Annotated in this window: 11 protein-coding genes and 2 pseudogenes; 3 read left to right on the forward strand and 10 right to left on the reverse strand. The window is 69.2% G+C overall.

What is annotated here, in order from left to right:
* Nucleotides 1-37: 37 nt before the first annotated feature.
* From AC5P1C_RS01130 to AC5P1C_RS01140, 3 genes are all read right to left on the reverse strand, one after another.
* Nucleotides 38-421, reverse strand: a complete 384-nt coding sequence (locus tag AC5P1C_RS01130) for a nuclear transport factor 2 family protein (protein ID WP_493863720.1) — start codon at nucleotides 419-421, stop codon at nucleotides 38-40.
* Nucleotides 414-977, reverse strand: a complete 564-nt coding sequence (locus tag AC5P1C_RS01135) for a DUF1697 domain-containing protein (RefSeq protein WP_493863721.1) — start codon at nucleotides 975-977, stop codon at nucleotides 414-416. The genes AC5P1C_RS01130 and AC5P1C_RS01135 overlap by 8 nt, the downstream gene beginning before the upstream one ends.
* Before the next feature lie 81 nt (nucleotides 978-1,058).
* A complete protein-coding gene (locus tag AC5P1C_RS01140; RefSeq protein ID WP_493863722.1) occupies nucleotides 1,059-2,267 on the reverse strand; it encodes a S8 family peptidase in 1,209 nt (402 codons plus the stop codon).
* Nucleotides 2,268-2,679: 412 nt separating this feature from the next.
* Here AC5P1C_RS01140 and AC5P1C_RS01145 point away from each other — a divergent pair.
* A pseudogene (locus AC5P1C_RS01145) lies at nucleotides 2,680-3,272 on the forward strand (hypothetical protein); the annotation flags it as partial.
* A gap of 164 nt (nucleotides 3,273-3,436) precedes the next feature.
* Here AC5P1C_RS01145 and AC5P1C_RS01150 read toward each other — a convergent pair.
* The 3 genes and pseudogenes from AC5P1C_RS01150 to AC5P1C_RS01160 form a co-directional block, all read right to left on the reverse strand.
* Nucleotides 3,437-4,405, reverse strand: a complete 969-nt coding sequence (locus AC5P1C_RS01150; protein WP_493863723.1) for a CDP-alcohol phosphatidyltransferase family protein — start codon at nucleotides 4,403-4,405, stop codon at nucleotides 3,437-3,439.
* A gap of 307 nt (nucleotides 4,406-4,712) precedes the next feature.
* Nucleotides 4,713-5,986, reverse strand: a pseudogene (mgt, locus tag AC5P1C_RS01155) (macrolide-inactivating glycosyltransferase).
* Nucleotides 5,987-6,032: 46 nt separating this feature from the next.
* On the reverse strand, nucleotides 6,033-6,479 hold the full coding sequence (locus AC5P1C_RS01160) for a MarR family winged helix-turn-helix transcriptional regulator (RefSeq protein ID WP_493863724.1): 447 nt from the start codon (nucleotides 6,477-6,479) through the stop codon (nucleotides 6,033-6,035).
* A gap of 80 nt (nucleotides 6,480-6,559) precedes the next feature.
* On the opposite strand from AC5P1C_RS01160, the gene AC5P1C_RS01165 reads away from it, so the two are divergent.
* Nucleotides 6,560-7,660, forward strand: a complete 1,101-nt coding sequence (locus AC5P1C_RS01165) for an ABC-2 transporter permease (protein WP_493863725.1) — start codon at nucleotides 6,560-6,562, stop codon at nucleotides 7,658-7,660.
* 1 nt (nucleotide 7,661) lies between these two features.
* Here the strand turns inward: AC5P1C_RS01165 and AC5P1C_RS01170 are convergent, their stop codons facing one another.
* From AC5P1C_RS01170 to AC5P1C_RS01180, 3 genes are read right to left on the reverse strand one after another with little or no spacing between them, the layout of a single operon-like run.
* Nucleotides 7,662-8,984: an ABC transporter substrate-binding protein gene (locus tag AC5P1C_RS01170; protein WP_493863726.1), complete on the reverse strand. Its 1,323-nt coding sequence runs from the start codon at nucleotides 8,982-8,984 to the stop codon at nucleotides 7,662-7,664.
* Nucleotides 8,984-9,820, reverse strand: a complete 837-nt coding sequence (locus AC5P1C_RS01175; protein WP_493863727.1) for a carbohydrate ABC transporter permease — start codon at nucleotides 9,818-9,820, stop codon at nucleotides 8,984-8,986. Before AC5P1C_RS01175 ends, AC5P1C_RS01170 begins: the two co-directional genes overlap by 1 nt.
* Entirely contained in the window at nucleotides 9,817-10,740 is a 924-nt protein-coding gene (locus tag AC5P1C_RS01180) for a carbohydrate ABC transporter permease (protein WP_493863728.1), read from the reverse strand. The genes AC5P1C_RS01175 and AC5P1C_RS01180 overlap by 4 nt, the downstream gene beginning before the upstream one ends.
* Nucleotides 10,741-10,914: 174 nt before the next feature.
* Here AC5P1C_RS01180 and AC5P1C_RS01185 point away from each other — a divergent pair, with 174 nt between their 5' ends.
* A complete protein-coding gene (locus tag AC5P1C_RS01185) occupies nucleotides 10,915-11,769 on the forward strand; it encodes a phosphotransferase enzyme family protein (protein WP_493863729.1) in 855 nt (284 codons plus the stop codon).
* A gap of 27 nt (nucleotides 11,770-11,796) precedes the next feature.
* Here the strand turns inward: AC5P1C_RS01185 and AC5P1C_RS01190 are convergent, their stop codons facing one another.
* A complete protein-coding gene (locus tag AC5P1C_RS01190; RefSeq protein ID WP_493864017.1) occupies nucleotides 11,797-12,522 on the reverse strand; it encodes a 3'-5' exonuclease in 726 nt (241 codons plus the stop codon).
* Nucleotides 12,523-12,546 lie beyond the last annotated feature (24 nt).

Consider the following 12,546-nt stretch of genomic DNA (forward strand, 5'->3'; position numbering starts at 1 on the left):
GCACATCACGGCGGCCTCGCACATCACGGCGGGACGATCAGGCCTCTGGCGGGCCGTCCGCGCTGAACGGCGTCCCCTGGTGGAACCAGAGCAGCCACTCGTCCGCGTACAGCCGCCACAGCGAACTACGGTGCGCCAGACGGCCGTTGCTGTCCGTGTCGAAGGTGAGGTGCACGAGGTCGTCGGCGAGCTGGACGCCCCGCATCCGGGAGGTCATGATCGGGCGCCCGGTCCGGCTCGTGCTCTCGGTCAGGGCCTTGATGATGGACGCGCGGTCCCAGTGGGTGCCGGAGACGCCGAACTCGGTGAACTCCGGGTGCAGCAGCCCCTCGAGCAGCTCGGGCGACGACCGGACCTCGGGGGCGAGCAGGCGCAGTTCGGCCTCGATGGCCGCATCGACGGCGGGCGTGCGCTCAGCCACGGTCCGACTCCTTTGTCAGCTCCACCAGTTTGGAGACGGTGTTCCAGTTGCGGGACGTGGCGACGACACCCCTGAACAGGGCGGGACGCGAAAGGGCCTCGCCCAGTTTGGAGCCGCCGAGGCCGTCCGGCGCGTAGAGGTAGAGCGCGCGGTCGCCGAGCCGGAACTCCTCGGGCAGGAAGGCCGCCGCGTCGATCGCGTCGAGCCGGGACGCGTCGATGGGCTCGGAGAAGTACGTGACGTGCAGCTGCTTGCCTTCGAGCGATGCCGCGGGGAAGGGGCAGGCGTCGGCGACCGCCTTCAGATAGGCGCCGTCGCGCACCAGGACGTCCACCGTGAAGCCGAAATGCCGCTCGATGGCCTCGCTCACGCGCGCGGCCAGGTCGTCCTCGTCGGCGGCTTCACAGGTGAAGACCGCGTTGCCGCTCTGCAGATGGGTGCGTACGTCGCCGAACCCGAGACCGGAGAGCAGGGTGCGCAGCTGAGCCATCGGCACTTTTCTGCTGCCGCCCACGTTGATGCCGCGGAGCAGCGCCGCGTATGCCTTGACCGTCATCCGCACACCATAGGACGGCCGTCGCGCCCCGTGGGGGTGGGCGCGACGGCCGCCGGTCCAGTGGGCGTTACCCGTCGGTTGTTACTCGACGACCTTGAGCAGCTTGTTGGGCGTGCCCTCGCTCGGGTTCGAGATCTTGTCGGGGGTCGCACCGTCGGTCAGCGCCTTGGCGACGGCGTCCGGCTTGGCGTCGGGGTGGGCGGCGACGTAGATGGCGGCGGCGCCCACGACGTGCGGGGTGGCCATCGACGTACCGGAGATGGTGTTGGTGGCGTCGTCACCGGTGTTCCAGGCGGACGTGATGTCCGAGCCGGGAGCGTAGATGTCCACGACCGAGCCGAAGTTGGAGAAGTCCGACTGCTCGTCGTCCTTGGTGGAGGAGGCGACCGTGATGGCCTCCTTCACGCGGGACGGGGAGCCCTGACCGGCGTCCGACGACTCGTTGCCGGCCGCGACCGCGAAGGTGACGCCGGAGGCGATCGCCTTCTGGACCGCCGCGTCGAGCGCCTCGTCGGCGCCGCCGCCCAGGCTCATGTTGGCGACCGAGGGGCCCTCGTGGTTCTTGGTGACCCAGTCGATGCCCGCGACGACCTGCTCGGTGGTGCCGGAGCCCTGGTCGTCCAGGACGCGGACCGCGACGATCTTCGCCTTCTTGGCGACGCCGTGCGCCTCACCGGCGATGGTGCCGGCGACGTGCGTGCCGTGGCCGTTGCCGTCGTCCGCGTTGTCGTCGTTGTCGACGGCGTCGAAGCCGGACGTGGCGCGACCGCCGAAGTCCTTGTGGCTGACGCGGACACCGGTGTCGATGACGTACGCCGTGGCGCCCTCACCGGCGGCGTCCGGGTAGGTGAACTTCTTGTCACCGGCGGTGTCCGCCTGGTCGACGCGGTCCAGGCCCCACGACGGCGGGTTGTCCTGGGTGGCGTCGATGGTGAACTTCTTGGACTGGACGACCTTGCCGACGGCCGGGTCGGCGGCCAGGCGCTTGGCCTCGGTCTCGCTCAGGCTCTTGGCCGAGAAGCCGTTGATCGCGGACGAGTAGTTCCGCTTCAGCTCGCCGCCGTACTCCTTGGCCAGGTCGGACTTGGCGCCCTTGTCGGCCTTCTCGTCGAGCATGACGATGTAGCTGCCGGAGACGGCGCCCTTGGCGTCGGCTCCGTAGACCTTGCCCTCGGCGGGGGTTGCCGCGCCGGCGAACGAGGTGGCGAAGACGGTGACGCCGACAGCGGTGGCGGTCGCGGCTATGGCCGAGACGAGCTTCACCGAGCGTGCACGCTTGTGTGTTGCCATGAAGAGGGATCTCCTCGTGGTGATGTGGGGGGATGTGGGGGTTTTCAAAACTTCACTGCAACGACCCTTGAGATCCGGAAGATCTCCGGGCGTTGGGACGAAACCATGTCTGATTGACGCGCGCAGATCAATACCTACATACACCTGTGACTTGTTCAACAAGGTTCTGTAATAACAAAACGGGCCCCCGTCGGCAGATCGGACATCACGCTGCCCAAACCCCTCAAGTCGTCATAGATGTAAGGGGCTTGTGCTGCCCGGACTCCTTCTTGACGAGGAGGGCTCCCGGTCCCGAGGGAGGAGAGCGCGCCCGCCGGGTTCACCGGCCGGCACGACGAGCGCTTCCCGGCCCCGCCCTAGTTTCGAGCCATGGGGAATCAGAGCATGCGAGTACGGGGGACAGCCGCTCGGGCCGGCGCTGCTCTCGCTCCTGGGCGAGCGGGTGGAGAAGGGCCGCGTGCCGTTCCTGCGGCGCAAGGAGCGGGCGGGCGGCGTGCCCAGCGAGAGCAGGCTGTGGCGCGCGGTCGTCGGCAAGGTCCTGAGGCGTCCGGTCGTCTCGGTGGCGATCTCGGCGGGCGTCCTCGCGGCGATCGCGCTGCCCGCGCTCGGCATGAAGACCCAACAGCTGACGCTGGACCAGGAGTTCGGCGACTCGCTGCCGATCGTGGCGACGTAGAGCGGGTGAACGAGGCGTTCCCGGGCGGCTCGGAACCCGCCGAGGTCGTGGTGAAGGCGGACGACATCGACGCGGCCCCGGTGCGGGCGGCGATCGCCGACTTCCGTGAGCGGGCGGTGAGTTCGGGGGCGTCCAAGGGGCCGGTCGAGGTGAAGGTGCACGAGCGCGAGAACGTCGCCTTCCTCTCCGTACCGCTGGTGGGCGGCTCCGATCAGGAAAAGGCCGAGAAGAGTCTCGACCTCCTACGGGATGAAGTGCGGCCCGCGACGTTCGGCGACCTCCCGGATCCGGGAGGCGCGGCTTCAGGGTCGTACGACGAAGGACGCGATCAGCCACGGGGTGGTGACCACGGCGGGCGTCGTGACGAGCGCGGCCGTGACTGACGAGGTGTGTCCTCAAACGCCGGACGGGCTGGATGGTTCCAGCCCGTCCGGCGTTTGAGGACGAACTCGGCGAAGCCGGTGATTTACGGCATGCAAGGCCAGGTGCACGCCTACGCCGCGGCGATGAGTTTCCGCTCCTCGAAGGAGTCGATCGTCCGCGTGAAGTCCCGCGTCGACAGCAGCAGCTTGTAGATGATGGCCAGCTCGAAGACGAGAAGGAGCGCGCCGGAGACGATCGTCGCCGGAAGCACCACGTCGAACAGCGGGCCGATCATGAAGACGCCCATCTGGAACTCGATCCCGCTCACCAGGTGCGTACGGATCCGGTGCCGCAGCAGGAAGGACCGCGCCCGCAGGTACGCGGGGAACTTGCCCCGGAACTCCTGGTGCAGGTCGATGACCTGGCGCTTGGGCGCGAGGTCCGCGGCCGCCGGGGTCTCCGGTACACCCTGCTCCGCCTGCGTCTTCTGCAGGTCCTGCTCGATGTCGGCCTCGGGGTTTTCCCGGAGGAGGTCCTCCATGAAGGCCAGCTCGGCCTCGTTCTCGGCCCGGCGGGCCGCCTTCATGCGGACCTTGATCTGCTTGCGCATGGTGTGCCTGATCTTGAAGATCTCAAGCCCGTTGATGTAGCGCAGCGTGTCTAGGGCGACCACGGCGACCGCGGCCCAGATGTAGAAGGCGTCCCCGGTGCGGTGGAACTGCCCGCCCATCAGGGCCACCGCACACGCCATCACGCGGATGCGGTCGAAGACGAAGTCGAGCCACGCACCGAACACCGAACCGGTGCCGGTGAGCCGGGCGACCTTCCCGTCCATGCAGTCGAGGATGAAGCTGAAGTGGTAGACGACGGCACCGGCGACGAGCCACTGCCAGTCACCCATCGCGAAGAACGCCGCGGAGACGAGGCCGAGAAGGAACGCGCCCCAGGTGATCTGGTTGGGCGTGATTCTGGTCCGCATCGCCGTCCACCGCACGAGCGGCGTGGCGACCGGATCGACCAGGATCACGGTCCACCACGCGTCGCGCTTCTTCTGTGTGATGCGGCGCACCTCGTCGAGGGGCGGTATGTCTCGTCGCATGGGGGTCAACTTCCTGGCGTTCGCGGAACGTTCACCTCACGCTAAGAAGACATTGGTTCAAGGAACAAGAACCTGAGTGTGCAACCTTTGGCCGGGGGTAACGGTCAACCTTGCAGGACGAGTCAATACCCATGCCAGAACCACCCTGCGTTACCTGAGCGTTATCGAACGACAGCTGTGTAACAGAACCGGCCGGGGCGAAACCGGAACGCCGCGCGGAGCATCACGGCAACACGCCGGACGAGCGTCATACCGGACGAGCGTCACGCCCGAGCCAGCCGGAGCCACAGCCAGACCGCCGTCGGCGTCACGCCCCGGCCTCCTCGGTCGCCTCGGTCGCCCCGGTCGCCTTCGCGAGCTCCTCCTCGATCAGGTCGGCGGCCATCTTCGTGCCACCCTCCCCCGCCATCCCGGCCCGCACATCGGCGAGACGGCGCGCCACCTCCGGGTCGCCGACCAGGCCGAGCACCGCGTCCCGCAGCGTCTGCGCGGTGGCCTCCTCCATCGGTACGTGCCGGGCCACCCCGAGGCCCTGGAGCATGTCCGCGTTGCCGAACTGGTCGACGGCCTGCGGCACGGCGACCATCGGCGTCCCGGTGGCGAGCCCCTCCTGACTGCCACCCGCACCGGCGTGCGTGATGAAGGCGTCGGCCTGCTTGAGCACCGCGAGCTGCGGGACCCACTGGTGGACCTCCACGTTGCCGGGGACATCCCCCAGTTCGCTCGCCTCGACGTGCTTCCCGACCTGGAGCACGACATGCCATCCGGGCAGCTCCCCGAACGCCTCGATGCACGCGCGGTAGAAGTCCGGCTGCTTGGTGAAGGACGAACCGAGCGAAACGAGCAGCACCTTCTCCGCACCGGCCGGACGCTGCCAGTCACCGTGTGCCGAGCGGTCACCCTGGCAGGCGCCGACGAACGTGTGCACCGTCTCGTCGACCCGGTCGGCGTTCGGCTGGAACGCCTTGGGGATCAGGACGAGCGAGCGCGGCGGGCGGCCGACGAAGGGGTCCGGGTGCTGGGTGATCCCGTTCTCCTCGAGCCAGGCGTGGAAGCGCGCGTAGTACGCCTGGCCGCGCTCGGTCTCCTTCAGCTCGGCGTACATCGGCTCCGAGACCTCCTCCTCGTACCCGTCCCAGGCCACGAGGTTCGGCGAGAGCGAGATCTCGGGGACGCCCCAGCGGCGGGCGAGGACGCGCGCGGGATAGGAGGTGATGTCGTGCAGGACGAGGTCCGGCTCATCGCCTTCGTACGCCTCGGAAAGCTGGGGCAGCACGTGGATCGCGTCATGGAGGAACGGCTCGATGTTGTCGATCACTTCGGTCCCCCAGGCCTCGGGGTCGTCGTCCGGGCCCGGCAGCGTCGTCTCGTAGGGGACGGGCTCGGCGCCCGTCTCGGCGACCTTCTCGGCGAAGAGGTGCGGGATCGCGTACGTGACGCGGTGGCCGCGGGCGACGAGCTCGCGGATGACTTCCAGGCTCGGATTGACGTGCCCGTGGGCGGCGATCGAGAACATGGCGATATGGGCACGCTGGCGTGTGGTCATGGAGAGACCATAACGAGACGAGACGTCTCGTGCAACGTGTTTGCCCGACCCCTCGCTCCATTCGGCCCGATCGAGATCGAGCTACTCGACGTCCAGCCCACTCCGCGATGCCGCGTCGTTGTACCGCAGCAGGCACTCGGCGAACTTCTCCAGATCCGGACCGCTCCACTCCGCGAGCCGCTCCTGGAACGCGACCCGGCGCGCGTCGGTGACCTGCGCGAGGACCTCGATGCCCCGGTCGGTGAGGTGCAGCACGTGCACCCGGTGGTCGGTCGGGTCGAGGCGCCGCTCCACGAGGCCACCCTTCTCCAGCGCGCCCACCTGCCTGCTGATCGTCGACTTGTCCAGCGTGTAGTGCACCGCGAGGTCCGTGGCCCGGCATCCGCCCTGGTACTCGAGGTGACTCAGGAGCGTGTACGACACGAGCGAGAGCTCGGGGTGCATCCGCGCGGCGGTGGCGCGGGCCCGCCGGGCGAACGCCGTCATCTCCCGCTGAATGATCTCGATGGACCCGTCTCGGTCGGCCACGATTTCTCCCTCTCCACGAATGGTTGTACAGTACAACACTGAGATTGAGTGTAAAAGCCAACTATTGCGAGAGGTCTCCGATGACCGCCACCTCGGCGCCCGCCCACAAGGCATCTGCCGGCCCAGCACCCGCCTCCGGACCACTCCGCCACGTCCTGCTCCACCTGGTGACACCCCTGCTGATGTGCCTCGGCATGGGCCTCGCCTACATGGGCGCGTTCGTCACGCCGGAGCCGCACGACCTGCCGATCGCCGTCGTCGGATCGGGCGAGCAGACCCAGGCCCTCGCGCAGACCGTCAAGGACGAGGCGGGCGACGCCCTCGACGTACGGACCGTCGGCTCCCGTGCCCAGGCGGTCGAGGGGCTCACGTCGATGGACATATCCGGGGCCTACGTCCCCGACGCCGAGCACCCCGAGGTGATCGTGGCCACCGCGGGCTCGGACATGAGCGCCATGGCGGTCGAGAAGATCTTCACGCCGGTCGCGGCGGAACAGGGCGTCCCGCTCAAGGTCAGCGATGTGGCGCCGACCGTGGACGACGACCCCACGGGGCAGGGCCTGTTCTTCCTGCTCGTCGCGGTGAGCATCGGCTCGTACGCGTCGGTCGCGGCGCTCGGTGCCGCCGGGGCCGGGATGCGGATGCGGGCACGGGCGGGGCTCGCGGTCGGCGTCTCGTTCGCCGTGAGCCTGATCGGCGCGGCGCTCGCCGGGCCCGTCTTCCACCTGGCGCACCAGGGGCTGTGGGGCGTGTGGGCCATGGCGTGGCTGTACTCCGCCGGGATCCTGCTCATCGGCGTCGGCCTGCACACCTTCCTGAAGCGCTGGACGACGCTGACGATGATGGTGCTCTTCGTGATGCTCAACTTCACGTCGTCCGGCGGTCTTTTCCGGCCGGAACTCCAGAACGGCTTCTTCGGCTCACTGCACGCCTTCTGGAACGGCGCCGGATTCGTCGAGGGCATCCGCAGCCACCTCTACTTCGGCGGGCACGGACTCGGCGGGCACGTGTGGACGTTGGCCGGGTGGCTGCTCGTCGGCCTGGCGGTCACGGGCGTCGCGGCGCTGTGGGAGCGGCGTGGGGCCCTGTCCCGGCCTTCCCCCACTTCCCCCTCCCCCGAGAGCCGCGAGGAGTCCCAGGAGAGGTCCGAGGAAGAGATGGAGGAGTCGGTCGCCGTCTGACCTACCGCTGGTAGCGCGCCAGCACCAGATTCCCGTCCTTCACCAGGCGTTTGCGCAGCTCGTCCAGACCGATCGCCCCGCTGTAGTACTCCTGGAGCGCCGGGGTCGCCACCTTGTCCTTCCACTCCGGATACCCCCGCACCGACTGCGCGGGCGCCGACCGCAGGTCCTTGGCGAGGGCCGTGCCCACCGCCCAGTCGTGCTTCTTGGTGTGCAGGGCCGGATCCTTCAGGGCCGCCGAGCCGGTAGGGAGCATCCAGTCGCCCTGTGCGAGGCGCACCATGTTCTCCGGTTGGAGAAGGAAGTCGATGAACTCGACCGCCTCCTTCTTGTGCTCGGTGTCCTCCGCGACGGACAGCGTCTGCGGGCTCACGCCCTGCGCGAGCCCCTCCGCCCCCGCCGGGGCCGGGAGCACCTGCCAGTCGAAGCCCTTGGGTACCTGCTGGACGATCTGCTGGCGGTAGGAGAAGCCGAGCGGGACCATCGCGTACTTGCCGCCGAAGAAGCCAGGCAGCGTGTCGGAGCCGCCCATGCCCAGAGTCGTGCCGGACGCGCTCTTGTCGGTGGCGACCTGGTCGTGGACCGTGCGCGGCATGATCTCGTCGGCCTTGTCGAAGCGGACGTCGACCTTGCCGTCCTCGCCCCGGTGGAACATCCGGCCGCCCGTGGAGAGCGAGAGGTTGAGCGTCGCGGAGACCGGCTCCTTGAGCGGCCAGGCCACGCCGTACTTGCCCTTGCCGTCGCTCAGTTCCTTGGTGACCGACCTGAACTCGTCCCAGGACCAGGGCTTCTCGGGCGACGGGATCCGTACACCCGACTCCTTCAGCCACTTCGCGTTGGCGATCAGGACGCGGGGCTCCTGGAGGAACGGCACTCCGTAGACACCGTCCCCGAACCGTGTCGTCTCCCAACTGCGTTCCGGGATATCGGACTTGAGCCGGTCGGGGAGCAGCTCGTCGAGGTCCGCGAGATAGCCGCCGTACGCGAAGTCCGCGAGGTCGTCCGACGCGTCATGGATGATGTCGGGCGCCTCACCTCCCTCGAAGGAGGTGAGCAGCTGGTCGTGGACGCTGTCCCAACTGCCCTGGACGTACTCGACCTTGACGTCCGGATGGGCGGCGTTCCACTCCTCGACGAGCTCCTTGTTCGCGTCGATGGACTCCTTCTGCCAGGCGAGGGACTGAAACCGCAGAGTGATCTTCCCGTCGTCGTCACCCGAGTCGCCACTGCAGCCGGTGAGCAGCAGCGCGAGGGCCGCGGCGGCCGCGGTCACGAAGCGTGGGGTCGTGCGGCATGGGGGCACGAGGCGTGGGGTCGTGCGCATCAGGCCTTCACCGCCCCCGCCAGCATGCCGCCCGTGATCCGCTTCTGGATGATCGCGAAGATGACGAGCGAGGGGATGGTCGCGAGGAACGCCGCCGCGGCGAGCGGCCCGAGGTCCGCGACGCCCTCGGTGCCGATGAAGCGGTTGAGGATGACCGGCAAGGTCTGCTTCTCCGGGGTCTTGAGCAGGACGAGCGCGAAGAAGAACTCGTTCCATGCGGTGATGAAGGCGAACATCGCCGTGGCGACGATGCCGGGGGCGAGCAGCGGGGCGACGACCGAGACGAACGTGCGCACCTTGCTCGCGCCGTCGACCGCCGCCGCCTCCTCCAGTTCGGTGGGCACGGCGCGGACGTATCCGACGAGCATCCACAGCGCGAAGGGCAGCGACCACACCACGTAGACCAAGATCAGGCCGAGCAGCGAGTTGATCAGGTGCAGGTTCTTCAGGATCAGGAACAGCGGGATGATGATCAGGACGAAGGGGAACGCCTGGCTGATCACCACCCAGCCCGTCGCCGCCTTCGAGACGCGATTGCGGTGCCGCGCCATGACGTACGCCATGGGGGTCGCGATGACGACGGCGATCAGGGACGCGCTGAGCGCCGCGATCAGGGAGTTGCCCGCGGCCTGGAGCAACGGCTGTTCGTCGAAGGCCTGCCGGAAGTTCTCGAGCGTCGGGTCCTCGGGGATCCAGGTGGGGTGCAGACTGCCCAGTTCCCGCGCGGGCTTGAAGGCCGTGGAGATCAGCCAGAGGAACGGGAAGGCGAGGAAGACGAGATAGGCGGCGAGAGCCAGATACTGCGCGGCGCGCGTCGACTTCTTCGTACGCATCATGACTCGTCGCCTCCCTTCAGGCGGCCGACGAGGTAGAAGGCGAGGATCACGGAGATCACCGCGACCATCACGCAGCCCATGGCCGCGGCGTAGCCGAACTGGCCGTACCGGAAGGCCTCTTCGTAGGCGAAGAGCATGGGCAGGCGGGTGCGGCCGCCGGGGCCGCCCTGGGTGAGGACGTAGACCAGGGCGAAGGAATTGAAGTTCCAGATGAAGTTGAGCGCCGTGATGGCGAGCGCGATCGGCTTGATCGCGGGCCAGGTGACGGTGCGGAAGCGGCGCCAGGCGCCCGCCCCGTCCATCGCGGCGGCCTCGTGCAGCTCGCGCGGGGTGTTCTGCAGCCCGGCGAGCAGCGCGACGGTGGTCTGCGGCATGCCGGCCCAGACGCCGACGACGATGACGGCGAGGAGTGCGGTGGCCGTCCCGGTCAGCCAGTCCTTGCCCTCGCCCAGGCCGAAGTTGGAGAGCGTCTCGTTCAGGACGCCCGCGTCCGGGTGGTAGACGAGCCGCCACATGATGCCGACGACCACCTCGGGCATCGCCCAGGGAATGATCGCGAGCGCCCGTGCGAGCCAGCGCATCCGCAACGGCTGGTTGAGCAGGAGGGCGAGGCCGAGCGCGAGGAAGAACTGCGGCACGGTGACGCCGAACGCCCAGATCAAGCCGATGCGGAACGAGTCCCAGAACAGGGTGTCGTGCAGCAGGTCCTGGAAGTTGAGGGCGCCGACCCACTGGGTCGGTTCGGTGCGGCCCGACTGGGAGTCGGTGAACGCGAGCGTGATGCCGTAGAGGAGCGGGCCCACGCTGAGGATCAGGATGGGGATCAGCGCGGGAAGCACCAGGAACCAGGCGCCGTGGTCCGCGCCTCTGCGGGCGGACGCGCCGTTCGCTGACCGCTTCGTCGCGGTCGCCAATGTCACGGAATCGGCTCCTTTGGGCGGCTCATCGGGTTTTGGCCGCCCAGGCGGCCCCCGTCATCGTGCTGATGGGATCTTGATACGTCAAGCAGCTACGCAGGCCTCACAGCCGCTTGGCCTGTGCGAATGGGAGACTGTGTCGGCGGTGGGCGTGGCGAACGGTGCGGGAGGCAACGGATGGACGAGGCGCGGGCACGGGACGTACTGAGCGCTGCGGGCCTCGAGGGGGACGCGGCGCTGCTCGCGCTCGGCGAGAACGCGGTGTTCGGCAGCGGTGACACGGTGGTCAAGGTCGGGCGTGCGGCGCCCGAGCTCCTCGACCGTGCCCGGCGGGAGTTGAGGATCGCCCGGTGGCTGGAGAAGTCAGGGGTGCCCGCGGTGCGGGCGGCCGAGAGTGAGCCCCGCCTGGTGGACGGTCATCCGGTGACGGTGTGGCACCGGCTGCCCGAGGCCGTGCGCCCTGCCGAGCCGCGTGACCTCGCCGCACTCCTGCGCCTCGTGCACGCGCTGCCCGCGCCCGCGTTCGAACTGCCCCGGCGTGAGCTCCTCGGCGGGGTCGAGCGGTGGCTGCGGCTCGCCGGAGACGCGATCGACGTCGAGGACGCGGACTATCTGCGCGAGCGCAGGGACGGCTTCGAGGCGGCGGCGTCGGCGCTCACCCCGCGCCTTGCTCCTGGCCCCATTCATGGCGACGCTCTCCCCCGGAATGTGCTCGTGGGCCCGGACGGCCCGGTTCTCGTGGACCTGGAGACCTTCTCCGCCGATCTGCGGGAGCACGATCTCGTGGTGATGGCGCTCTCGCGGGATCGGTACGGCCTGGCGGCCGAGGCGTACGACGGGTTCGTCGCGGAGTACGGCTGGGACGTGCGGGAGTGGGACGGCTGCGCGGTGCTGCGGGGCGCCCGGGAGACGGCCAGCTGCGCGTGGGTCGCGCAGCACGCCCCCAGCAACCCCAACGCCCTGGCCGAGTTCCGCCGCCGGGTCGCCTCGCTCCGGGACGGGGATCCGGCCGTGCGGTGGTATCCGTTCTGAGCCTCGCCGGGCCGGGGGCACCCGTCCTCAGACGCCGGACGCGCTGAACTCCTCCCGGAGGGGCCACACACCGTCCACGACGGCGTCCGTCTCCCCCTTCTTCCGCAGGAACTTCTGGAAGTCCGCCGCCCACTCCGCGTACCAGTCGATCTGCCGGCGGTGCAGCTCGGCCGGGCCGACAGCGGCCAGCTTGGGGTGGCGGTCGGCTATCGCAGTGGCCAGGCGGGCCGCGGCCAGGGCGTCCGACGTGGCGTCGTGGGCGGACTCCAGGCGCACCCCGTACTCCGTGCAGACCGCTTCGAGGTTCCGCTTGCCCTTGCGGTAGCGCTCGACGGAGCGGTCGATCGTGTACGGGTCGATGACCGGGGCCGGTTCGGCGCCGCCCAGGCGCTCGCGCAGGGACGGCAGGCCGTGCCGGTGCAACTCGGCGGAGAGCAGGGTCAGGTCGAAGGTGGCGTTGTACGCCACGACCGGGACGCCCGTCTGCCAGTACGACACGAGCACGGCGGCTATCGCGTCGGCGACCTCAGCGGCCGGTCTGCCGTCCGCCGCCGCCCGTTCGTTCGAGATGCCGTGCACCGCGACCGCCTCCGCGGGGATCTCGACCCCCGGGTCGGCGAGCCATTCCCTGCGACCGAGCGTCTCGCCGGCCCTGACCTCGATCACAGCGCCCGTGACGATGCGCGCCTCGCGCGGATCCGTCCCGGTCGTCTCCAGGTCGAAACCGATCAGCAGCTCCCGGTGCCAGCCCATGGCCGCCCCCTTCTCTGTGGTGCT

This window comes from Streptomyces sp. A18 (assembly GCF_059026065.1).